19 protein-coding genes, 1 tRNA gene and 1 rRNA gene are annotated in these 23,909 nt (G+C 34.1%); 20 read left to right on the plus strand and 1 reads right to left on the minus strand.

Annotated features, from left to right (window positions below; translation table 11 throughout):
- Positions 1 to 100: 100 nt before the first annotated feature.
- The 6 genes from dnaA (at position 101) to gyrA (ending at position 8,739) form a co-directional block, all read left to right on the plus strand.
- Positions 101 to 1,414: a chromosomal replication initiator protein DnaA gene (gene dnaA / locus H1220_00005; GenBank protein ID QMI85819.1), complete on the plus strand. Its 1,314-nt coding sequence runs from the start codon at positions 101 to 103 to the stop codon at positions 1,412 to 1,414.
- Between the two features lie 157 nt (positions 1,415 to 1,571).
- On the plus strand, positions 1,572 to 2,711 hold the full coding sequence (dnaN, locus tag H1220_00010) for a DNA polymerase III subunit beta (protein ID QMI85820.1): 1,140 nt from the start codon (positions 1,572 to 1,574) through the stop codon (positions 2,709 to 2,711).
- Between the two features lie 117 nt (positions 2,712 to 2,828).
- Positions 2,829 to 3,047 carry a S4 domain-containing protein YaaA gene (yaaA, locus tag H1220_00015; GenBank protein ID QMI85821.1) on the plus strand — a complete coding sequence of 73 codons (219 nt, stop codon included), beginning with the start codon at positions 2,829 to 2,831 and terminating at the stop codon, positions 3,045 to 3,047.
- Position 3,048: 1 nt separating this feature from the next.
- Entirely contained in the window at positions 3,049 to 4,155 is a 1,107-nt protein-coding gene (recF, locus tag H1220_00020; protein QMI85822.1) for a DNA replication/repair protein RecF, read from the plus strand.
- Positions 4,148 to 6,076: a DNA topoisomerase (ATP-hydrolyzing) subunit B gene (gene gyrB, locus H1220_00025; protein QMI85823.1), complete on the plus strand. Its 1,929-nt coding sequence runs from the start codon at positions 4,148 to 4,150 to the stop codon at positions 6,074 to 6,076. Before recF ends, gyrB begins: the two co-directional genes overlap by 8 nt.
- 146 nt (positions 6,077 to 6,222) lie before the next feature.
- On the plus strand, positions 6,223 to 8,739 hold the full coding sequence (gene gyrA / locus H1220_00030; protein ID QMI85824.1) for a DNA gyrase subunit A: 2,517 nt from the start codon (positions 6,223 to 6,225) through the stop codon (positions 8,737 to 8,739).
- A gap of 127 nt (positions 8,740 to 8,866) precedes the next feature.
- Here gyrA and H1220_00035 read toward each other — a convergent pair whose 3' ends face one another.
- Entirely contained in the window at positions 8,867 to 9,907 is a 1,041-nt protein-coding gene (locus tag H1220_00035; protein ID QMI85825.1) for an IS30 family transposase, read from the minus strand.
- A 314-nt stretch (positions 9,908 to 10,221) separates the two neighbouring features.
- On the opposite strand from H1220_00035, the gene H1220_00040 reads away from it, so the two are divergent.
- The 14 genes from H1220_00040 (at position 10,222) to H1220_00105 (ending at position 23,829) form a co-directional block, all read left to right on the plus strand.
- Positions 10,222 to 11,256: a hypothetical protein gene (locus H1220_00040; GenBank protein QMI85826.1), complete on the plus strand. Its 1,035-nt coding sequence runs from the start codon at positions 10,222 to 10,224 to the stop codon at positions 11,254 to 11,256.
- Between the two features lie 87 nt (positions 11,257 to 11,343).
- Positions 11,344 to 12,228: a class B sortase gene (srtB, locus tag H1220_00045; GenBank protein QMI85827.1), complete on the plus strand. Its 885-nt coding sequence runs from the start codon at positions 11,344 to 11,346 to the stop codon at positions 12,226 to 12,228.
- A 164-nt stretch (positions 12,229 to 12,392) separates the two neighbouring features.
- Positions 12,393 to 12,692: a 30S ribosomal protein S6 gene (locus H1220_00050; protein ID QMI85828.1), complete on the plus strand. Its 300-nt coding sequence runs from the start codon at positions 12,393 to 12,395 to the stop codon at positions 12,690 to 12,692.
- 23 nt (positions 12,693 to 12,715) lie between these two features.
- Entirely contained in the window at positions 12,716 to 13,159 is a 444-nt protein-coding gene (ssb, locus tag H1220_00055; protein QMI85829.1) for a single-stranded DNA-binding protein, read from the plus strand.
- A gap of 28 nt (positions 13,160 to 13,187) precedes the next feature.
- Positions 13,188 to 13,436 carry a 30S ribosomal protein S18 gene (locus H1220_00060; GenBank protein ID QMI85830.1) on the plus strand — a complete coding sequence of 83 codons (249 nt, stop codon included), beginning with the start codon at positions 13,188 to 13,190 and terminating at the stop codon, positions 13,434 to 13,436.
- 116 nt (positions 13,437 to 13,552) lie between these two features.
- A complete protein-coding gene (gene rplI / locus H1220_00065; GenBank protein ID QMI85831.1) occupies positions 13,553 to 14,008 on the plus strand; it encodes a 50S ribosomal protein L9 in 456 nt (151 codons plus the stop codon).
- Positions 14,009 to 14,026: 18 nt separating this feature from the next.
- Positions 14,027 to 15,388, plus strand: coding sequence for a replicative DNA helicase (gene dnaB, locus H1220_00070; GenBank protein ID QMI85832.1), 1,362 nt, complete (start codon positions 14,027 to 14,029; stop codon positions 15,386 to 15,388).
- Positions 15,389 to 15,679: 291 nt separating this feature from the next.
- Complete coding sequence (rpsL, locus tag H1220_00075; protein ID QMI85833.1) at positions 15,680 to 16,099, plus strand: 30S ribosomal protein S12; 420 nt, start codon at positions 15,680 to 15,682, stop codon at positions 16,097 to 16,099.
- Positions 16,100 to 16,139: 40 nt separating this feature from the next.
- Positions 16,140 to 16,610, plus strand: a complete 471-nt coding sequence (rpsG, locus tag H1220_00080; GenBank protein ID QMI85834.1) for a 30S ribosomal protein S7 — start codon at positions 16,140 to 16,142, stop codon at positions 16,608 to 16,610.
- Between the two features lie 114 nt (positions 16,611 to 16,724).
- Positions 16,725 to 18,815 (plus strand): elongation factor G, encoded by a 2,091-nt coding sequence (fusA, locus tag H1220_00085; GenBank protein ID QMI85835.1) that lies wholly within the window; start codon positions 16,725 to 16,727, stop codon positions 18,813 to 18,815.
- A 132-nt stretch (positions 18,816 to 18,947) separates the two neighbouring features.
- The gene (tuf, locus tag H1220_00090; protein ID QMI85836.1) at positions 18,948 to 20,135 is read left to right on the plus strand and encodes an elongation factor Tu; all 1,188 of its coding nucleotides are present in this window, start codon (positions 18,948 to 18,950) and stop codon (positions 20,133 to 20,135) included.
- A gap of 734 nt (positions 20,136 to 20,869) precedes the next feature.
- Positions 20,870 to 21,727: a competence protein ComK gene (locus H1220_00095; protein QMI85837.1), complete on the plus strand. Its 858-nt coding sequence runs from the start codon at positions 20,870 to 20,872 to the stop codon at positions 21,725 to 21,727.
- Positions 21,728 to 22,128: 401 nt separating this feature from the next.
- Positions 22,129 to 23,688, plus strand: a 16S ribosomal RNA gene (locus tag H1220_00100).
- A 68-nt stretch (positions 23,689 to 23,756) separates the two neighbouring features.
- Positions 23,757 to 23,829, plus strand: a tRNA-Ala gene (locus tag H1220_00105).
- Positions 23,830 to 23,909 lie beyond the last annotated feature (80 nt).

Genomic DNA, 23,909 nt, shown 5'->3' on the forward strand with positions numbered 1-23,909 from the left:
ATAATTTCTATCAATCTTATATCTCTTTTTAAAAACTGTGGATAACTTTTTTTAAATGTGTTAAAATACTCTAATGAACAACATAGAAAGGACACTAAAGATGAATCATTTAGACGATATTTGGCATTATTTACTTGTTGAATTAAAAAAATTATTCACTAAAGGCATGTACGAAATTTATATTGAATCAGCTAAACCAATAAAATTTGAACAAAATTGTTTAACATTATTATTGCCTGAAATGATTCATAAACAAACATGGGAAAATTTAATTTTAAATTCAGCAACTTACATTTTACGTACAAAATTTGAACAGGCAGATATTTCACTTATTTTAGAAGAACAATTACCAAAACAACCTGTATCAAAAATTAAAAATCAACGTCGTATCAACTTAAACCCTAATTATACATTTGATAGTTTTGTCGTTGGTTCTGGTAATACAATGGCTCATGCTGCTGCACTAGTTGTTTCACAAAGTCCCGGAACAGCCTATAATCCTTTATTCATTTATGGTGGATCCGGACTAGGAAAAACACATTTAATGCATGCTATTGGAAATACTATTTTAAGAAATAATCCCTCTGCAAATATCCACTATGTCACAAGTGAAACATTTACAAATGATTTTATCAATTCGATTCAAACAAAATCACAAGAAGAATTTAGAAATCATTACCGAAATGTTGACTTATTGATGGTAGACGATATTCAATTTTTAGCAAACAAAGAAAGTACATTAGAAGAATTTTTCCATACATTTAATGCTTTACACGAATCTGGTAAACAAATCGTTTTAACAAGTGATCGACTTGCCTCTGAAATTCCAGAATTACCCGATCGCCTTGTTTCTCGTTTTGGTTCTGGTTTATCATCTGATATTACACCACCAGATTTAGAAACGAGAACAGCTATTTTAAGAAAAAAAGCCATTAGTAATCATATCAATATTCCAGATGATACACTTAATTATATTGCAGGACAAGTCAACTCAAACGTTCGTGACCTAGAAGCTGCTTTAACACGTGTTAATTTTTATTCTTTAACCAATCATCGTGATATTGATACAAACTTAGCTGCCGAAGCACTAAAAGATATTGTATCTGTAAATGCCAAACGAACAATATCTATTTATGACGTACAAATCGAAGTTGGAAAAATCTTTAGTGTCACCATTGAACAACTAAAAGGTAAAAAACGAAACAAAGACATCGTTATTCCAAGACAAATTGCGATGTATTTATCAAGAGAAATCACAGGAAATTCTCTTCCAAAAATTGGACAAGAATTTGGTGGAAAAGACCACACCACAGTTATGCATGCATGTGATAAAATACAGCAAACCATAGATACGAATAGCGACATGGCGTTAATCAAACAAATTGAACAAATTCGTAAAAAACTTGAAAAATAATTGTGGATAACTCATTCTTTTTTACACAGATTTTTACAAAAGTTTTCCACATGTGAATGATGATAAATAAATACTTTTTTAGCCCTTTACACATTATCCACAACCCCTACTAATACTATTACCTTTATATAAAAATAAAATAATAAAAGGAGTAACCATGAAATTCACTATTAACCGTCACGTATTTTTAAAACATTTATCAGATGTACAACGTGCCATTACATCAAAAACAACAATTCCAGTTTTGACAGGTGTGAAATTAGCACTCACAACAAATGAATTAGTGTTAACAGGAAGTGATGCAAGTATTTCAATAGAAAAAATAATCTCTTCTGATATAGAAGAAAATGAATTAGATATTATCCAAACAGGAAGTATCGTATTACCTGCTCGCTTTTTTGGAGAAATTATTCGTAAATTATCGGGTAAAGATGTTCAAATTACACTACTAGAAAACAATAAAGTTGAAATTGTATCCGATAAATCTGTCTTTACAATCAATGGAATTGATGCAGAATTATATCCAATCATTTCAAATATTGACATAGAAGAAAATCAAACAATTTCTATCGCATCATTTTTATTTAAAAATGTATTATCACAAACTATTTTCGCAGCATCAACAAGCGAAAATCGTCCTATTTTAACAGGTATCCATTTAGTTGTTGAAAATGGACAACTCATTACAACAGCAACAGACAGCCATAGAATGAGTAGACGTATTATTTTATTACCATCTATTTCAAAAGATATTTCTTATCAATGTACGATTCCAGCCAAAAGTTTAGTGGAATTATCACGTATTTTAAGTGATGAAGAAGATGTTAAAATGACAGTATCGGATAATAAAGTCTTATTCACAACAGAAAATTTATATTTTTATAGTCGATTAGTAGAAGGAATTTATCCAGATGTTTCTCGCCTATTAAAAAATCAATACGAAACAACCTTTAAAGTAGAATCGTCTATCTTTTTACAATCTGTTGAAAGAGCATCTATTTTATCCACAGAAGGAAAAAATGATATTGTTACTTTAACGCTAAATAAAAACAGCTTTATTTCTAGTGAATCTGCAGAAATTGGGTATGTAGAAGAAGAATTAGATATGTTATCATTTGAAGGAAAACCAATGAAAATTTCATTTAATCCAAACTATATGAAAGACGCTTTAAAAGCATTCCAAAATCAAAAAATTGAAATTAACTTAATTGAAGAAGGAAAACCTTTCACATTGAAATTAGATGAAGAAAATGACTACTTTGTTCAATTGATTACACCTATAAGAACAAGAAATTAAAAAATGACAAAAATATCCAAAAGAACAAAAAACGGCTTAAAATGTCGTTTTTTTGCTTTTTATAAGGTTTTGTATTATAATTTACCTTGAGGTCTTGTGCAGAAAGTAGGGAAAATAATGAAAAAAACAGTTGATATAACAGAAGATTACATCACACTTGGACAATTATTAAAATATACTGATATGATTAGTAGCGGTGGTATGGCTAAATGGTATCTGGAGAATCATACAGTATATTTAGACGGAGAAGTGGAACAAAGACGTGGTAAAAAAATTTATCACGGGTCTGTTGTAGAATTTGAAGACGGAACATCATTTGTAATTAGACAAATTTAAAATGAAAATTGAAAATTTATCACTCGTTCAATATCGAAACTATACAAAACAAATGATTTCATTTTCCCCTAATGTGAATATCTTTTTAGGTAAAAATGCACAAGGAAAAACAAATTTAATGGAATCTATCCACGTTTTAGCATTAACAAAAAGTCACCGTACATCCCAAGAAAAAGAATTGATCGAATGGGAACATGATTTTACACGTATTGAAGCACTTATCAAAAAAAATGAAGAATCCATTCCTTTAAAATTGATTATTCATAAAAAAGGAAAAAAAGCTGTTGTTGGCAATATTGAAAAGAAAAAATTAAGCCAATATATTGGCATACTCAATGTCGTGCTTTTTTCTCCTGAAGATTTAAACATTATAAAAGGCTCTCCAAGCATTCGTAGACGATTTATTGATGTCGAATTAGGTCAAATGAATGCTCTATATTTGTATCATCTATCTCAATATCAAAAAATATTAAAACAACGCAATTTATATTTAAAAGAAAGACAAATTGACGATACATATTTAGACGTATTAACGGAACAATTATGCTTACAAGCAGCATCTATGCTACATGCACGTATTCAATTCATCAAAAAATTAGAAATATGGGCAATGAAAATAAATCATCTCATTTCTCAAGAACAAGATTGTTTATCCTTAGTGTATGAATCACAAATTGATTATACAGCAGAAGATGATGAAAATACATTATATGAAAAATATATGACTTTATTCAAAAAAGGAAAAAAAAGAGAAATAGACCAATGTATGACATTATTTGGTCCTCATCGAGATGATTTGGTTTTTATGGTAAATGGCGTCAATGTTCAAGTATACGGCTCACAAGGGCAACAAAGAACAGTAGCATTAAGTATTAAACTAGCAGAAATTGATTTAATGAAAGAAATGACGGGAGATTATCCCATTTTATTATTAGATGATGTTTTATCAGAACTTGATGACGATAGACAAACATTTTTATTAAAATCTATTGAACATAAAGTCCAAACATTTATCACAACAACCAATATAGACGGTATTAAAAAAAATATGATTAGTGAACCTAAAATCTTTGAAATTTTGAAAGGAAGTGTTGTATCACATGACTGAAAATTTAGAACAACTGGCGCAACAATATGATGCAAGTCAAATTCAAGTATTAGAAGGATTAGAAGCAGTTAGAAAACGTCCTGGTATGTATATCGGATCAACGAGTGGTGCAGGCTTACATCATTTAGTATGGGAAATTGTGGATAATTCGATTGATGAAGCATTGGCAGGATTTGCAACACATATTTCTATTACAATCAATAAAAATAATAGTATCACAGTAATAGATGACGGACGTGGAATCCCAGTTGATATTCAAGAAAAAACAGGACGACCAGCCGTTGAAACAGTTTTTACTGTCCTACATGCAGGTGGAAAATTCGGTGGAGGAGGATATAAAGTATCCGGTGGATTGCACGGTGTAGGGGCATCTGTTGTAAATGCCTTATCTGAAAATCTATGTGTTAAAGTCTATAAAGAAGGAAAAATTTATCAACAAGAATATGAACGTGGAAATGTCTTATACGACTTAAAAGTAGTAGGCGATACAACAAAACACGGAACAGAAGTGTATTTTTTACCCGATTCAACAATTTTCCAAGAAACAACGATTTTTGAATACGAAAAACTCATGACACGTGTACGAGAACTTGCATTCTTAAATAAAGGATTACGCTTGAGTATTGAAGATACTCGTGAAAACCAAGAAAGAAAAGATGAATTTTATTATGAGGGTGGTATTAGTAGCTATGTAGAATACCTCAATCATAATAAAAAAGTATTATTTGATGACCCTATCTACATTGAGGGAGAACAAGACGATATTCAAGTTGAAGTATCCTTACAATATAATGACACCTATTATAGCAACATGTTAAGTTTTACAAATAATATTCATACGCATGAGGGAGGAACACACGAACAAGGGGTACGAACATCTTTAACACGTGTGATTAACGATTATGCAAAGAAAAATAAAATGATAAAAGAAAACGAAGAAAACTTAACAGGCGAAGATGTCCGTGAGGGATTAACATGTATCGTTTCTATTAAACACCCAAACCCACAATTTGAAGGGCAAACAAAAACAAAATTAGGAAATTCTGACGCAAGAAAAATTACAGAACGCCTATTCGGTACCTATTTTGAAAAATTCTTACTTGAAAATCCTCAAGTAGCCAAAAAAATTATTGAAAAAGGTATTCTAGCCTCTAAAGCACGACTGGCAGCAAAACGTGCTAGAGAAGTGACACGTAAAAAATCAGGATTAGAAATTAGTAATTTACCAGGAAAATTAGCCGACTGTTCAAGTAAAGAACCTGAACTTTGCGAATTATTTATTGTTGAGGGAGATTCCGCCGGAGGAACAGCTAAACAAGGTCGTTCCCGTATGTATCAAGCAATCTTACCAATTCGAGGTAAAATTTTAAACGTTGAAAAAGCAACACTGGATAAAATTTTAGCCAATGAAGAAATTCGCTCGCTATTCACAGCAATGGGAACTGGATTTGGCTCAGAATTTGATGTTGAAAAAGCACGTTACCATAAATTAGTCATCATGACCGATGCCGACGTCGACGGTTCTCACATTCGCACATTGCTATTAACACTATTTTATCGTTACATGCGTCCATTGGTAGAAGCAGGTTACATTTACATTGCACAGCCACCATTGTATCAAGTCAAACAAGGTAAAACTGTACAATACCTAGCAAGTGATGAAGAACTAAAAGACTATTTAGAAACATTACCAGCAACACCAAAACCAAATATCCAACGCTATAAAGGTCTTGGAGAAATGGATAAAGAACAACTATGGGAAACAACCATGAACCCTGAAAACAGACGTATGTTGCAAGTAACCGTAGATGACGCAGCAGAAGCTGACAAAGTATTGGATATGCTTATGGGAGATCGTGTTGAACCACGCAGACAATTTATCGAAGAAAATGCCAAATATGTTAAAAACTTGGATATATAAACAGGATGTGAACTCGAGCGTTTATTCAAGAAAACAAATCCAACATATTAAAAAATATCAAAAAAAAACGTAACTAAACAAAAAATAGATTATCTATTCATCAATATTAATTCATATAAAAGATACCACACACAAGGAGGTAAGATATGTCAGAGGAACAAATTATTCGTGATGAAACATTTTCAAAAGCAAATTTAAGTGAAGAAATGAGAACATCATTTTTAGACTATGCCATGAGTGTTATCGTATCACGTGCATTACCCGACGTAAGAGATGGATTAAAACCAGTACACCGCCGTATTTTATACGGCATGCACGAATTAGGTGTTACACCAGATAAAGCTTATAAAAAATCAGCACGTATTGTCGGAGATGTTATGGGGAAATATCACCCACACGGAGATAGTGCTATTTATGAATCCATGGTACGTATGGCACAAGATTTTAGTTATCGCTATATGTTAGTAGACGGACATGGAAACTTTGGTTCAATAGACGGAGATGGTGCAGCTGCAATGCGTTACACAGAAGCTCGTATGTCAAAATTGGCTCTTGAAATGTTAAGAGATATCAATAAAGATACAATAGACTATCACGATAACTATGACGGTTCAGAACGTGAACCAGACGTATTACCAGCTCGATTTCCTAATTTATTAGTAAATGGTGCAACAGGCATTGCCGTAGGTATGGCAACCAATATTCCGCCACATAACTTAAACGAAGTAATTTCAGCCATACAATTACTCATGGAAAACGAACATGTTACAGTATCTGAACTAATGGAAGTATTACCTGGACCAGATTTTCCAACCGGCGGCATTGTCATGGGAAAATCCGGTATTCGAAAAGCCTATGAAACAGGAAAAGGTAGCATTATTGTTCGAGGACGTGTTGATATTGAACAAATGAAAAATGGTAAAGAACGCATTATTATTAGCGAATTACCATATATGGTCAATAAAGCAAAACTTGTTGAAAAAATAGCAGAATTAGCAAGGGATAAACGCATTGACGGTATTACATACGTTGCAGATGAATCAGGACGAGAGGGTATGCACGTGGTTATTGAAGTTAGACGTGACGTCAGTGCCAGTGTGGTTGTAAACAATCTTTACAAATTAACACCACTCCAATCATCTTTTGGTTTCAATATGCTTGCCATTGAAAAAGGTGTCCCAAAAGTTCTAAGTTTAAAATGCATACTCGAAAATTATGTTGAACACCAAGAAGAAGTGATTAGACGTCGTACAATCTTTGATAAAAAACGTGCAGAAGCTAGAGCACATATTTTAGAGGGATTACAAATTGCCTTAGATCACATTGATGAAATAGTTTCTATTTTACGTTCTTCTAAAACAGGAGATGAAGCCAAAAATATTTTCATGGAAAAATTCGGTCTTTCAGACAAACAATCACAAGCTATTTTAGATATGCGCATGGTTCGACTAACAGGACTAGAACGTGAAAAAATTGACGCAGAATACAAAGAATTGATTGCACTTATTGCCGACTTAACCGATATTCTAGCAAGACGTGAACGTATTTTAGACATTATCAAAACAGAATTAAAAGACATTCAAGAACGCTTTGGAGATCAAAGACGTACAGAATTACTTGTCGGTGAAGTGTTAAGTCTTGAAGACGAAGATTTGATTGATGAAGAAAATATTGTCGTAACATTAACAAATAATGGCTATATTAAACGTCTAGCCAACACAGAATTTAAAACACAAAAACGTGGAGGACGTGGCGTACAAGGCATGACCATGCATGACGGAGATTACATTAGTACACTAGTATCTTGTTCAACGCACGATACTTTACTATTTTTCAGCAACAAAGGAAAAGTCTACAAGATGAAAGGATATGAAGTCCCAGAATATAGCAGAACAGCAAAAGGCTTACCGATTGTAAACTTGCTGACTATTGAAGCAGACGAAAAAATCCAAACCATTATCAATTTACAAAGTGAATTGGAAAACACGAATTATTTATTCTTTGGAACAAAAAAAGGTGTCGTCAAACGTGTTAAATTATCCGAATTTAGCAATATTAGAACAAGTGGATTAAAAGCAATTAACATGCAAGAAGACGATGAATTGATTGATGTCTTATTAACAAACGGTAAACAAAACATTATTTTAGGCACACACTACGGCTATTCAGTAAGTTTTGATGAAAATGACGTACGTTCTATGGGACGTGCAGCCTCCGGTGTAAGAGGAGCCAAACTAAGAGAAAACGATTATATAGTAGGAATGGACATTCTTGAAAAAGGAGCCAAAGTATTAGTTATTACCGAAAAAGGATATGGCAAACGTACTGATGAAAGTGAATATATCATCAAAAACCGTGGCACAAAAGGCATTAAAACAGCCAATATTACTGAAAAAAATGGTAATTTAGTTGGCTTAACAACAACCAAAGGCGAAGAAGACATTATGGTTATGACCGATAAAGGTGTCATTATCCGCTTTAGTTCAGATGATATTTCTGAAACAGGACGTGCCACACAAGGTGTTCGCCTCATGAAATTAGATGATGACGCTGTCGTATCGTCTATGGTCAAAGTAGAACGAGAAGATAATGATGAACATATAGAAGAAAATACAGCAGAAAATATAGTAGAAAATGAAAAAGAATCTCCAATTGTAAAGTAAAGTGCAAAAAAACAGATAATTACTTTCTCTTTTGCGGGGTTAATAACCAAACAATAAAAACAAAGGTTTTCTAGTCAAGGCGAAAAACAAAGTGTGCCTTGACGGGAAACCTGTTTTTATTAAACTATTAATCTACCCGCAATAAAAATAACTCTGCAGGTGTACGATAACCTAATTTACGCCGTATTTTCTGATTTAAGCAGGATTCTATTTTACGAATAGTTGACTTTTTAACGGTATTGATAGATTTACCCTTAGGTAAAAACTCCCGTATCTGTCCGTTATGATTTTCGTTAGTACCACGCTCATAAGATGAATAAGGGTGTGCATAGTAAATGCTTAAATATGTCGATTCTAATTCAGATAACGAGGCGAATTCTGACCCATTATCAGATGTAATACTCTTGAAGGTTGATTTCCTATATTGTTTAAAAATATTCTTTAATGTCCGTAAGACACATTGTGCTGTTTTATCATTCATTTTACGTATAATTGTATAACGTGTTTGTCGTTCTACTAACGTTAATAATAGTGCTTCATTTTTTGTCTTCTTAAATAAGACTAAATCAATTTCCCAATGTCCAAATTCTGTACGATTATTCGCTACGTCTGGTCGATTTTCGATAGATGTACCCATATTTTTCTTGTATGTTTTGGTGTTCTCTTTTTTCGGTCGTTTTCTAATGCTTACCATTTTGGGTAAATCAATTGGTTTGATAGGGATAATACCTTGATGAACAAACGTATAAACCGTTTTCGTACAAGGGACTTTTTCATTAGGATGATTTTGCCGATACCAATGTACAAAGGTATCAATACTATGGGTTCTATATTTTTCAGTAACTACCTGTTGTAAGTCTTTGAAAAATTGTTGACTAAATTTTTCAGTTAAATCATGATGATATTTATTTTGTTGCTTAGCTTTATAGATGTAATGGCTTGTTTCAGCGTAATATTTTAATTCGTCACGTTGGATACCATTTCGATTAACAATTTGATTAACGCTTCCTCGTTTAATTTCTCTATAAATTGTGGATACATTTCTTCCGAGTCGTTCAGCGATATATCGTATTGGCTTTTTTTCGTTTAATAACGTTTCAATTTTTGTACGTTCAACCAATGATAGCTGTTTATATTGTTTTTTTGTGTTATAATTTGTTTTAGACATGATAATGACCTTTCTAATTTTGTGGTGAATCTTAGTAAGTTAATTATCTGTCTTTTTTTGTTTTTATAACACTATTTTGCTTTTGCACTTTATTTTACAACTCGGCAAATGAAAAAGAATAGAAAAATATTCACAAAAAGCCTTTGAAATACTTACAAAACATGATATAATATAAGAAATAAAAAATAATATATTTGTGTAAAGTTGAGTTTTCTATTTTTGAAAAAGAATAGAAAAAAGTGTTGACATTATAGATGAATGTACTATAATTATGCTTGTAACTATTTTACACAAAAAAAAGGAGATAAAAAATTATGAAGAAAAAATTAGTTTTAGCTTCTGCAGTAGCTTTATTAGCAGTAGCTCCATTAGCAAATTCAGTTGTTAACGCTGAAAATATTACTTCAAACGTAGTAGAACGTATACAAGAACGTTTGACACCAAAACAAGAAAGAGAGTTAGGACCTTTAAATAAAAAAGCTTTAGAAACTCAAGTTGCTTATGATGAAGCTACTAAAGCACGTAATGAAAAAGGAGAAATGCTTGCTAAAGCTCAAATGGCATATAGTGAAGCAAGTTATGAACGTAATGTTGTTTTTCCTGAAAAATATGCTGAACTTGAAGTGAAAGAAGCAGATTTATTAAGTCAAGAAAGTGAATACAATACAAACATTGCTAAAGCTAAAGCAGAATTACCTGCTTTAAATACAAGTTTAACTACTAATAAAGCTACTTTAGCTACTCAAGAAAAAGCATTAGATTCTTTAAATGCTGATTTGGCTGCAAAAGAATTAGAAATTAAATCTTATTCAGCACTTGATGGAACTTCAGAATTAAAAAATAAAGCAGAAAAAGCAAAACATGAATTGGAATATCAAGTAGAAACAACTAAAACAGCTATTAAAAAATTAAAAGATAGTATTGCCTTTGATGAAGCAACTAAAGCAAAATTAGAAAGTTATCTTGAAGATTCATATGTAGTTAAACCAACTCTTATTACTGTTGAAATTAACAAAGTAAGAAAAGAAATGGTGAAATTAGATAATGATACAAAAGATGCATTAACTAAAGCAGAAACAGCATTAAAAGCTGCAGAAACAAATTCATTCAATGCGATTTCAGTAGAAAGAGCTGCTTATGTTGCTCATGTTGAAGCAATTAAAGAATTAAATCATTGGTTAGTTGAAAATGGTTTCCCAACAGTTTCAGAAGCTATTGTGGCACCAAGTGAATTATCTGCACCTGAAAAAGATGCTGTAGAAGGTAAAAAACCAGCTCCAGCTGAAAAAGCAGGTGCTCAAGCACAACAAGGTAAAAAAGTATTACCAAAAACAAGCGCAGCTAAATAATTAGTTGTTTATACAAACATTAGACGGAATTTATCTAGCCTAGCTAGGTAAATTCCGCTTTTTAATAAGAAGATAAGGATAGGTAACATGACGGAAAATTTTGAACAGTATGAAGAAAATGCATTAGAAAATCAATCTAATGAAGAAAATACTGAAGAAAAAAATACTAAAAAGATAAATTGGAAAATAGTAGCACCAATTTTAATTCTTATTTTAGCAACATTAGCATTTCTGTTCCCAATGCTAACTAATTCATCTAATCAAAAAGATGCAAAACAAGAAACGCAGTCTAAAACAACACAAGCATATACTGTTAGTCAAGAAGAAAAAGAGTATCTAAAAAAACGTTTTGATGAATTAACAAAAATCAATCAAGATGCCATCGCCTACGTATATGCACCAGGTACTAAATTAGATGAACCCGTTGTTCAAACATCAGATAATTTCACTTACCTAGATAAAACATTTGAAGGTGAAAATATACCTTACTTAGGTACCGTCTTTATGGATATGGACAACAAAAAAGATTTTAATGACCGCTTAACATGGTTATTCGGACATGCTCGAGGTAGTAAAGTATCAGATAATCGTATGTTTAATGACGTAAATTACTACGATAAGCAAGAATATTTTGATCAACATAAATATGTTGTCATTGAAACACCAACACGTAAATTTTATTACGAAGTAGCATTTATGATTATTGTTCCAGAAGATACAGCATTCTATAAAACAGAATTTAAAGATGATGATGAATTTTTACAACAACTCACAGAAGTAAAGTCACAAGCAAAAGTCTTTAACAAAGACATTAAATTAGAAAAAACGGATAAATACTTGGTCTTATCAACATGTCGTGAAGAAGATGAAACCATTCGTTCTAATTTATATGTTAGACAAATTCCTGATAAAGAATTGCCAGATTTCTTAGCAAAAAACAAAGATAAATTAGGCTACGTTAAAACAAGATAAAACAAAATCCACTTAGTAAATTTACTAGGTGGATTTTTACTGTAAACAGCCAATAATATTTGACAAAACAACTATTTATTCAGTATAATATAGAAGTGTGAGTGTCTATAAAAAGACAACTCTCCTTGCTCTTTTAGAGCCAAAGTCCATAAGGAGGTAGGAAAATGAGTCAAGCAACTAATTATGAAATTTTGTACATTATTCGTCCAAATATCGAAGAAGCTGCAAAAGAAGAATTGATTGCACGTTTTGATGGAATTTTGAAAGATAACGGTGCTACTGTTATTGAATCAAAATTATGGGCAAAACGTCGTTTAGCTTACGAAATTAAAGATTTCCGTGAAGGTATCTATCATATCGTTAAATTATCAGCAACAGATGCTGTTGCGATTAATGAGTTTGATCGTTTAGCTAAAATCAATGGTGATATTTTACGCCATATCATCGTAAAAGAAGAAGCTTAAGATATTAGAAAGGAGTTAACAAAATGAATGTTGTATCATTAGTAGGTAGATTAACAAGAGATGTTGAATTACGCTATACGCCAAGTGGAACAGCGTACGGACGTTTTACACTCGCTGTAAATAGACGTGTACCAAACCAACAAGGTGTTAGAGAAGCTGATTTTATAAACTGTGTTATTTGGAATAAAGCCGCTGAAAATTTAGCGAACTATACGCATAAAGGGTCCCAAATAGGTATTCAAGGACGTATCCAAACAGGCAGTTATGACAATCAGCAAGGACAAAAAGTCTATACAACAGATGTTGTGGTAGAAAATTTTGATTTCTTAGAAACAAAGGCATCTAGTGAACAAAGACCTGCTCAACAAAATAATTTTACAGCTCCTAGTCAAAACGACTTTTCATTGAATAATAGTCAACCAGATTTTGAAACATTTGATATTTCTGATGATGACTTACCATTTTAATGAACGAATTATTTAAGGAGGAATAAAGATGTCTGTACAACAACGTGGAAATCGTGGCGGTATGCGTAGACGTAAAAAAGTTTGTTATTTCTGTGCGAACCATATTGACCACCCAGATTTTAAAGATGTTGAATTATTGAAACGTTTCATTTCAGAAAAAGGTAAAATTTTACCTCGCCGTGTAACAGGTACATGTGCGAAACATCAACGCGCTTTAACAGTAGCAATTAAACGTGCACGTGTGATGGGATTATTACCATTTACAACAGCTGATTAATTTTGATGACTATTTGGTTTTTGCCAGATAGTCTTTTTTATAAAATGTTTCACGTGAAACATTTTATAAAAAAGACTAGTATTTATGATATAATATCTATAAGGAAAGGTGATTATATGAAAGTTATATTTTTAAAAGATGTTAAAGGGTCTGGAAAAAAAGGCGAAGTAAAAGAAGTTGCAGACGGATACGCTAAAAACTTTTTAATTAAAAACGGGCATGCAAAACCTGCAACACATAGTAATCTAAGTGAATTACAAGGTCAAACAAAAGCAAAAGAAAAAGAAGAAGCACATAAATTAGAAGAAGCATTAAAACTAAAAGAATTAATTGAAAAAGAAGAAACAGTTGTTGAAATCTATGCAAAAGCTGGTGAAGATAATAAACTATTTGGTACAATTACCAATAAACAAATTGCAGAAATTTTATCAAAAGAGTTTAATATAGATATTGATAAACGTAAGATTGATATGCCTGCATCTATTAAAGCACTAGGTTATGTTAGAATTCCAGTGAAATTACACAAACAAGTTAATTCTGTCGTGACAGTATTAGTCAAAAAACTAGATTAGTTGCCGTAGGAGAAAAATATGGAAGAACTACATCTCGATAGACAATTACCTCAAAATATTGAGGCTGAACAAGCTGTATTAGGCTCAATATTTTTTGATGAAACAGCTATTATCAATGTAGTGAGTATACTAGACTATACAGATTTTTATAGTATAAAAAACAGATTGATTTTTAGCGTGATGCAAAAATTAAATAATGAAGATAAAAATATAGATTTTGTAACAGTCCAAAATGAACTGGAAAAACAAAATTATTTAGAAAATATAGGTGGTATTGAATATTTAATTCAACTAACACAAACAGTACCTACTGCAGCCAATGTTGAATATTATGCTAATATTGTCTTAGAAAAATCGGTGTTAAGAAAACTTATCCACACAGCAACTGATATTATCAAAATGAGTTATGATGATAAAGATAGTTTGGAAACTGTGATTGACCAATCTGAACGTATGATTTTAAATATTTCAGAAAATAATCAAAATAGGAATGGATTTATTAAAATATCAGATATTCTTGGTGATACAGTCAATCAACTTGAAGTTTTAGCAAAACAAAAAGGTTTTGTAACAGGTATATCAACAGGTTACATTGATTTAGATAAAATGACAACAGGATTACACCCTGAAGAATTAGTTATTTTAGCTGCACGACCAGCCGTAGGTAAAACAGCATTTGTTTTAAATATTGCACAAAATGTTGCAACAAAATCAAATGGAACGGTTGCTATATTCAGTTTAGAAATGGGAGCAGAATCTTTAGTTAATCGTATGTTATGTGCAGAGGGAAATATTGATGCAGGACATATGAGAACAGGTAACTTAACGGATGAAGAGTGGGATAATCTCTTTATTGCAATGGGAAGTTTAAGTCGTGCTAATATTTATATTGATGATACACCAGGAATAAAAGTATCTGAAATTCGTGCAAAATGTCGTCGTCTTGTCCAAGAGAAAAAAGAGTTAGATCTAATTGTGATTGATTATTTACAACTTATCGAAGGAACTGGTCGAGAAAACAGACAGCAAGAAGTATCTGAAATTTCACGACAACTCAAAAAAATAGCAAAAGAGTTAAAAGTACCTGTCATTGCACTTTCTCAATTATCCCGTGGTGTAGAACAAAGACAAGACAAACGTCCTGTGCTAAGTGACATAAGAGAATCGGGTTCTATTGAACAAGACGCTGATATTGTTGCGTTTTTATATCGTGATGACTATTATCAACGTGATACAGATAATAGTGAAGAAGAAACAATCGAAAATAATATTGTGGAAGTTATTATTGAAAAAAATAGAAGTGGTGCTAGAGGAACGGTTAAACTCTTATTTAAAAAAGAATTTAATAAATTTTCATCCGTTACATATGTGCAAGAATAGGGAGTACTTCATGTGCTTCTTATTCTTTTTTATGCTAAAAAATAAATATATAATAGGTAGCAATTTTTGTATTATTTTCTTTAAAAAAATGTTGACTTTATCATAAAAAAATGCTATTCTTTAAAAGGTGCTTTTATAACAGATTCCTGAAAAATCAGTCGTGCTGACTGATATGAAAGCCAAGTTTAGTCACATGAAAAGTGTTGATTATTTTTTTGAAGAAAAAATGAAACACCTGGATGTGTGGACTAGAATTTTTGAGAATAACCCATCAGGGAAGGAGGAAAACTAATGCCTACTATTAACCAATTAGTTCGCAAACCACGTAAATCAGCGGTTGAAAAATCAAATTCTCCAGCTTTAAACAAAGGTTATAATAGTTTCAAAAAAACTCAAACAAATACAAGTTCTCCACAAAAACGTGGAGTATGTACTCGTGTTGGGACAATGACACCTAAAAAACCTAACTCAGCGTTACGTAAATACGCTCGTGTGCGTTTGTCTAACTTAATCGAAGTAACTGCATATATCCCAGGTATCGGACACAACTTACAAGAACACAGTGTTGTTTTAATTCGTGGTGGACGTGTTAAAGACTTACCAGGGGTTCGTTACCATATCATTCGTGGTGCTTTGGATACAGCCGGTGTAAACAACCGTATGCAAGGTCGTTCAAAATATGGTACAAAAAGACCAAAAGCTAAAAAATAATAAAACTTGTTTATAAGAGAATTTGAAAGGAGGAAATTAAATGCCTCGTAAAGGTCCAGTTGCAAAACGTGATGTATTACCAGATCCGTTATACAATTCAAAATTAGTAACTCGTTTGATTAACCGTTTAATGGTTGATGGAAAACGTGGTAAAGCAGCAACTATTTTATATAAAGCATTTGATATCGTTAAAGAACAAACTGGAAATGATCCAATGGAAGTTTTCGAACAAGCAATGGAAAACATTATGCCAGTTCTTGAAGTTAAAGCTCGTCGTGTAGGTGGTTCTAACTACCAAGTACCAGTTGAAGTTCGTGCTGAACGTCGTACAACATTAGGATTACGTTGGTTAGTAAACTACGCACGTTTACGTGGAGAAAACACAATGGAATTACGCTTAGCTCGTGAAATCATGGATGCAGCGAATAATTCTGGTGCTTCTGTTAAAAAACGTGAAGATACACATAAAATGGCTGAAGCAAACAAAGCATTTGCTCACTATCGTTGGTAAGATAGAAAAACTAGTCCGTGTTATATTGACATATAGATTTGCCGAAGTTATATAGCTTCGGTATTTCACTAGTTTGTATTTAAAGTTAGTAAAAAGAAAGGTGAGAAAAAACCAATGGCAAAAAGAGAGTTTTCATTAGAAAACACACGTAATATTGGTATCATGGCTCATATTGATGCTGGTAAAACAACAACAACTGAGCGTGTCCTATACTACACAGGCCGTATCCATAAAATTGGTGAAACACACGAAGGTGCTTCACAAATGGACTGGATGGAACAAGAACAAGAACGTGGAATTACAATCACTTCTGCTGCAACAACAGCACAATGGAATAATACACGTATCAACATCATTGACACACCAGGACACGTGGACTTCACTGTTGAGGTTGAACGTTCACTACGTGTTTTAGACGGTGCGGTTGCTTTGCTTGATGCTCAATCAGGTGTTGAGCCTCAAACAGAAACAGTATGGCGTCAAGCAACTACATACGGTGTTCCTCGTATCGTATTTGTAAACAAAATGGATAAAACTGGTGCAAACTTCTTGTACTCAGTTGATACATTACACAATCGTTTACAAGCAAATGCTCATCCAATCCAATTACCAATCGGTGCGGAAGATACATTTACTGGTATCATTGACTTAGTAACAATGAAAGCTGAAATCTACACAAATGATTTAGGTACAGAAATTCAAGAAACAGAAATTCCTGCTGATTATCAAGAATTAGCTGAAGAATGGCGTACTAAATTGATTGAAGCAGTTGCTGAAACTGATGAAACATTGATGGAAAAATACTTAGAAGGTGAAGAAATCACTGTAGAAGAATTAAAAGCTGGTATCCGTAGAGCAACAGTTAATGTTGAATTTTATCCAGTATTATGTGGATCTGCGTTCAAAAACAAAGGTGTACAAATGATGCTAGATGCTGTTGTAGAATACTTACCATCTCCATTAGATGTTCCTGCAATCAAAGGTATTGACCCAAATACAGACGAAGAAACAGAACGTCCTGCAAGTGACGAAGCACCATTTGCTGCTTTGGCATTTAAAGTAATGACTGACCCATTCGTAGGTCGTTTAACATTCTTCCGTGTATATTCTGGTACATTACAATCAGGTTCTTATGTACAAAATGCTACAAAAGGTAAACGTGAACGTGTAGGACGTATCTTACAAATGCACGCTAACTCACGTCAAGAAATTCCAGAAGTATTCTCAGGTGATATTGCCGCTGCGGTTGGTTTAAAAGACACAACAACAGGAGATACTTTATGTGATGAGAAAAATGAAGTTATCTTAGAATCTATGGAATTCCCAGAGCCAGTTATTGAAGTTGCGATTGAACCAAAATCAAAAGGCGACCAAGATAAAATGGGTATTGCGTTACAAAAATTATCTGAAGAAGACCCAACATTCCGTGCTTCAACAAACCCAGAAACTGGTGAAACAATTATCGCTGGTATGGGTGAGTTACACTTAGACATTATCGTTGATCGTATGCGTCGTGAGTTTAAAGTAGAGGCAACTGTTGGTGCTCCGCAAGTTTCATATCGTGAAACATTCCGTGCTTCAACTCAAGCTGAAGGTAAATTTGTTCGTCAATCAGGTGGTAAAGGTCAATACGGTCACGTATGGATTGAATTTACACCAAATGAAGAAGGAGCAGGTTTCGAATTTGAAAATGCTATCGTCGGTGGGGTTGTTCCTCGTGAATATGTTCCTGCTGTTGAGGCTGGTTTGAAAGATGCTATGGAAAATGGTGTATTAGCTGGTTATCCATTAGTAGACATTAAAGCTAAATTATATGATGGTTCATACCATGATGTTGACTCATCTGAAACAGCGTTTAAAGTTGCAGCTTCTCTTGCATTACGTGCAGCAGCTAAAAAAGCTCAACCTACAATTTTAGAGCCAATGATGGCAGTAGAAATTACAGTTCCAGAAGAATACTTCGGAGATGTAATGGGTCACGTTAACTCACGTCGTGGACGTGTTGAAGGATCTGAAATTCGTGGTAATGCACAAGTTGTTAAAGGTATGATTCCTTTATCAGAAATGTTCGGATACGCAACAACATTACGTTCTGCAACACAAGGTCGTGGTACATTCTCAATGACATTCGATCACTATGAAGATGTTCCTAAATCTATTGCAGAAGAAATCATCAAGAAAAATGGTGGAAATAAAGAAGACTAGTATTTTGTTTTGAAAATCTTCTTGTGTAATAGTTGATTTTCTTGATAAAAATAGTTATAATTTGATAGGGTATGTAGAGATTTTTCTCTAATATAACTAAAACAAATGTATTTTAGGAGGAATTAAATTAAAATGGCAAAAGAAAAATTTGACCGTTCAAAACCACACGTAAATATTGGTACAATTGGACACGTTGACCACGGTAAAACAACTTTAACAGCAGCTATTACAACTGTATTAGCTAAGAAAGGTTACGCAGAAGCTTCTGACTATGCTTCAATCGATAAAGCTCCAGAAGAACGCGAACGTGGTATCACAATCAACACAGCTCACGTTGAATACCAAACAGACAGTCGTCACTATGCACACGTTGACTGCCCAGGACACGCTGACTACGTTAAAAACATGATCACTGGTGCTGCTCAAATGGACGGAGCTATCTTAGTAGTATCTGCTGCTGATGGTCCAATGCCACAAACTCGTGAGCACATCTTATTATCTCGTCAAGTAGGTGTTCCATACATCGTTGTTTTCTTAAACAAAATGGACATGGTTGACGACCCAGAATTAATTGAATTAGTAGAAATGGAAGTTCGTGACTTATTATCAGAATACGACTTCCCAGGTGACGATACTCCTATCGTTGCTGGTTCAGCTTTACGTGCTTTAGAAGGCGATGCTGAATACGAACAAAAAATCTATGACTTAATGGATGCTGTTGATGCTTACATCCCAACTCCAGAACGTGATACAGACAAACCATTCATGATGCCAGTTGAGGACGTATTCTCAATCACTGGTCGTGGTACTGTTGCAACAGGTCGTGTTGAACGTGGACAAGTTCGCGTTGGTGACGAAGTTGAAATCGTAGGTATTGCAGAAGAAACTTCTAAAACAACTGTTACAGGTGTTGAAATGTTCCGTAAATTGTTAGACTACGCAGAAGCTGGAGATAACATTGGTACATTATTACGTGGTGTTACACGTGACAACATTGAACGTGGACAAGTTTTATCTAAACCAGGTTCAATCACACCTCATACAAAATTCACTGCTGAGGTTTACGTTTTAACTAAAGAAGAAGGTGGACGTCATACTCCATTCTTCTCAAACTACCGTCCTCAATTCTACTTCCGTACAACAGACGTTACAGGTGTTGTTGAATTACCTGCAGGTACTGAAATGGTAATGCCTGGTGATAACGTAACTGTTACAGTTGAATTGATTCACCCAATCGCGATTGAAGAAGGTACAAAATTCTCAATCCGTGAAGGTGGACGTACAGTTGGTGCTGGTGTAGTTTCATCTATCCAAGCTTAATAATCAACTACAAAGAGCATTGCTTTCGCAATGCTCTTTTTATTGTGGAGTTTAGCTATCTCTTGAACAATGGAGTGAAATAAACCGTAATGCTCCACACACCATCTGTGTGGAGCATGCGAATTATGTAGTACTATAATAAATTGTGTAAACAGAATATATAGTATAACTGAAATAAGAATTTCTTAAATAGTAAAAGTTAAAAAATCAATGTTTATAGCAAATAGATTTTCTGATTTTATATATACTCAAATCTGTTAATACACTAGAAAACACTAGATAAACAAATTAAATATCCACAAGTATTGATTTGATACTTTTTTTATTGTTAATAACTTTGTAAAATGTTTTGAATAGGCTGCGGTAAAAACCTAATAGGTATCTCATTACTTTTATAAAAATCTTTTTTAAAAATTCGACGAAATCAAGTACCCCTATACATAGTGATATCTTAAAATAAGAAATAGAAAGATAAATAAAACAATATATAAATATACTATATATCAGTATGTTGATTATTTATTAAAAAAATATTAAATATTAAAAAAACTTTTAAATATAGACGTTGCAAATACAAATCAATTCGATTTAAGGAACTTGTATTATAGAATATTAACCAAAATAAGAAAATTTTATCCACTATTTCTATTTTTGTATGTAATTTCTAAAAAATTGGGTAAAAATATATACAAATTATTTGAAAGATTATACTTTTATAATTAGGGGTGGATTTTATGAAACAATTACTTGAAAAATTGTTAATGATATTAGAAAAATTAGAGGGCAGTGAACAGACATCAGAGTTTCCTAGAAATTATATTTTAGATGATTTAGAAAATCATAATAGAGAACATAGAATTATTGATCAAACGACTATTCAACATCTATTTTTTCAAGCAAAAAAAGTAAAATCAATGGATGTGGATGACGATGTTTACGCAATTATTCATTTGGGAGATGAATATGCACCATATAAATCAATGCTACTTTCATTTAGTACAATTCCATTGATTAGCAAAGAATCGACTAATGGTATTATGAGTAGACTGTTTATTAAATTAGGGATAGGGTATCATCAGTATTGTGATATTATTAAAATGATGTTTAATACGCCTTTGTATAGATTACCTTATATTTATGGTGGAAAAATGTATTTACCTGCATCTGGGCCAACGAAACAATCATGTACGTGGTATGCTTTGCACCATATTCTAAAATATACAAAAGACTCTGAATACGGAGATGTTTTACTGACTTTTAAACAGCATATTCATATTAAGGCAGAATTAACAAAAGATTCATTTCAAAAACAGCTAGAACGAGCTAATATTTTATACCAACTACAACAAGAAGGGCTAAAATATCTCATGATAGATGTATATGGATATGATTCAAATATAGAAACGTTCTTGAATTTTTCCGCTTCTGAAAATGTTGTAACAAAATATCAAAAAGAAAATAGAATGAACATAGCAAAAGACAATCCGTATCTTTTATTGTTGTTATTGTCTAAAATTATTGGGAATAGTGATGTAACTGAAAGAATGATAAAAGAAATATGCCAAATAAAGCCGAATAAAGATCAAATATAACGATTTAAAAAATATAATTTATGTATATTTAACTTTTCGCAATTATAAAAGTTCGGTTTTGTAACTTCTTTTATAAAAGCGAAATAAAAATAAAATAGTATCAATGAAATAGCGACTCGCCAAAAACGTTGATCTGACGGGGGAAATAAAAAAGTTTGAAAAAAAAGAAAAAAAGTTTGAAAAAGGTGTTGACAAAAAAAAGGTGTGTTGGTATGATGTATAAGTCGTCGCAAGGGACGACAAAACGACTGGAAACAGTCGACACAGCCCTTTGAAAACTAAACAAAGACAAACCAAATGTGTAGGGACAACATCCAATGGATGTGTCAAAACAAAAACAATAAATCTGGATGGAAACATCCAAAGATAAGTCAGCAAAAAAGAGCTTAAAAACTTTTATATTTAATGAGAGTTTGATCCTGGCTCAGGACAAACGCTGGCGGCGTGCCTAATACATGCAAGTCGAGCGGAGCTTAGAAGATGCTTGCATTTTCTAAGTTTAGCGGCGGACGGGTGAGTAACACGTGGGTAACCTGCCCATCAGATAGGGATAACAGTCGGAAACGACTGCTAATACCCAATAGGCTTGTGTATCGCATGATACACAAGGGAAAGACGGTGTAAGCTGTCGCTGATGGATGGACCCGCGGCGTATTAGCTAGTTGGTGAGGTAACGGCTCACCAAGGCCATGATACGTAGCCGACCTGAGAGGGTGATCGGCCACATTGGGACTGAGACACGGCCCAAACTCCTACGGGAGGCAGCAGTAGGGAATCTTCGGCAATGGACGAAAGTCTGACCGAGCAACGCCGCGTGAGTGAAGAAGGTTTTCGGATCGTAAAACTCTGTTGTTAGAAAAGAACACCTTTTAGAGTAACTGCTAAGAGATTGACGGTATCTAACCAGAAAGCCACGGCTAACTACGTGCCAGCAGCCGCGGTAATACGTAGGTGGCAAGCGTTGTCCGGATTTATTGGGCGTAAAGCGAGAGCAGGCGGTTCCTTAAGTCTGATGTGAAAGCCCACGGCTCAACCGTGGAGGGTCATTGGAAACTGGGGGACTTGAGTGCAGAAGAGGAGAGTGGAATTCCATGTGTAGCGGTGGAATGCGTAGATATATGGAGGAACACCAGTGGCGAAGGCGACTCTCTGGTCTGTAACTGACGCTGAGTCTCGAAAGCGTGGGGAGCAAACAGGATTAGATACCCTGGTAGTCCACGCCGTAAACGATGAGTGCTAAGTGTTGGGAGGTTTCCACCTTTCAGTGCTGTAGTTAACGCATTAAGCACTCCGCCTGGGGAGTACGACCGCAAGGTTGAAACTCAAAGGAATTGACGGGGACCCGCACAAGCGGTGGAGCATGTGGTTTAATTCGAAGCAACGCGAAGAACCTTACCAAGTCTTGACATCCTTTGACCACTCTAGAGATAGAGAATTCCCTTTGGGGACAAAGTGACAGGTGGTGCATGGTTGTCGTCAGCTCGTGTCGTGAGATGTTGGGTTAAGTCCCGCAACGAGCGCAACCCTTATGATTAGTTGCCAGCATTCAGTTGGGCACTCTAATCAGACTGCCGGTGACAAACCGGAGGAAGGTGGGGATGACGTCAAATCATCATGCCCCTTATGACTTGGGCTACACACGTGCTACAATGGACGGTACAACGAGCAGCGAACTCGCGAGGGTAAGCGAATCTCTTAAAGCCGTTCTCAGTTCGGATTGTAGGCTGCAACTCGCCTACATGAAGCCGGAATCGCTAGTAATCGCAAATCAGCACGTTGCGGTGAATACGTTCCCGGGTCTTGTACACACCGCCCGTCACACCACGAGAGTTTGTAACACCCGAAGCCGGTGGGGTAACCGTAAGGAGCTAGCCGTCTAAGGTGGGATAGATGATTGGGGTGAAGTCGTAACAAGGTAGCCGTATCGGAAGGTGCGGCTGGATCACCTCCTTTCTAAGGAAAAGAAGGAAAGCACAACAGGGGCGTCTTGTTTAGTTTTGAGAGGGTTGAAAGACCTAATCAAGAGGTTGGGGGATTAGCTCAGCTGGGAGAGCGCCTGCTTTGCACGCAGGAGGTCAGCGGTTCGATCCCGCTATTCTCCATAGAGTACGGTAGTACTCGAAGAAGACCTTTGACAACTGAATACATAGAAAACAAACCAAGAAAATTTTACCGAGAAGAG

The sequence above is a fragment of the Carnobacteriaceae bacterium zg-84 genome, from assembly GCA_013874835.1.
Taxonomy (GTDB): domain Bacteria; phylum Bacillota; class Bacilli; order Lactobacillales; family Aerococcaceae; genus WM01.

What these genes read in the sequence shown, in the direction of transcription:
- gyrB (QMI85823.1), top strand. Translation starts at nt 4,148, where the DNA reads ATGACTGAAAATTTAGAACAACTGGCGCAACAATATGATGCAAGTCAA.
- H1220_00060 (QMI85830.1), top strand. Translation starts at nt 13,188, where the DNA reads ATGTCTGTACAACAACGTGGAAATCGTGGCGGTATGCGTAGACGTAAA.
- gyrA (QMI85824.1), top strand. Translation starts at nt 6,223, where the DNA reads ATGTCAGAGGAACAAATTATTCGTGATGAAACATTTTCAAAAGCAAAT.
- rpsG (QMI85834.1), top strand. Translation starts at nt 16,140, where the DNA reads ATGCCTCGTAAAGGTCCAGTTGCAAAACGTGATGTATTACCAGATCCG.
- tuf (QMI85836.1), top strand. Translation starts at nt 18,948, where the DNA reads ATGGCAAAAGAAAAATTTGACCGTTCAAAACCACACGTAAATATTGGT.
- dnaB (QMI85832.1), top strand. Translation starts at nt 14,027, where the DNA reads ATGGAAGAACTACATCTCGATAGACAATTACCTCAAAATATTGAGGCT.
- H1220_00050 (QMI85828.1), top strand. Translation starts at nt 12,393, where the DNA reads ATGAGTCAAGCAACTAATTATGAAATTTTGTACATTATTCGTCCAAAT.
- yaaA (QMI85821.1), top strand. Translation starts at nt 2,829, where the DNA reads ATGAAAAAAACAGTTGATATAACAGAAGATTACATCACACTTGGACAA.
- dnaA (QMI85819.1), top strand. Translation starts at nt 101, where the DNA reads ATGAATCATTTAGACGATATTTGGCATTATTTACTTGTTGAATTAAAA.
- recF (QMI85822.1), top strand. Translation starts at nt 3,049, where the DNA reads ATGAAAATTGAAAATTTATCACTCGTTCAATATCGAAACTATACAAAA.
- H1220_00035 (QMI85825.1), bottom strand. Translation starts at nt 9,907, where the DNA reads ATGTCTAAAACAAATTATAACACAAAAAAACAATATAAACAGCTATCA.
- srtB (QMI85827.1), top strand. Translation starts at nt 11,344, where the DNA reads ATGACGGAAAATTTTGAACAGTATGAAGAAAATGCATTAGAAAATCAA.
- ssb (QMI85829.1), top strand. Translation starts at nt 12,716, where the DNA reads ATGAATGTTGTATCATTAGTAGGTAGATTAACAAGAGATGTTGAATTA.
- fusA (QMI85835.1), top strand. Translation starts at nt 16,725, where the DNA reads ATGGCAAAAAGAGAGTTTTCATTAGAAAACACACGTAATATTGGTATC.
- rpsL (QMI85833.1), top strand. Translation starts at nt 15,680, where the DNA reads ATGCCTACTATTAACCAATTAGTTCGCAAACCACGTAAATCAGCGGTT.
- H1220_00040 (QMI85826.1), top strand. Translation starts at nt 10,222, where the DNA reads ATGAAGAAAAAATTAGTTTTAGCTTCTGCAGTAGCTTTATTAGCAGTA.
- dnaN (QMI85820.1), top strand. Translation starts at nt 1,572, where the DNA reads ATGAAATTCACTATTAACCGTCACGTATTTTTAAAACATTTATCAGAT.
- H1220_00095 (QMI85837.1), top strand. Translation starts at nt 20,870, where the DNA reads ATGAAACAATTACTTGAAAAATTGTTAATGATATTAGAAAAATTAGAG.
- rplI (QMI85831.1), top strand. Translation starts at nt 13,553, where the DNA reads ATGAAAGTTATATTTTTAAAAGATGTTAAAGGGTCTGGAAAAAAAGGC.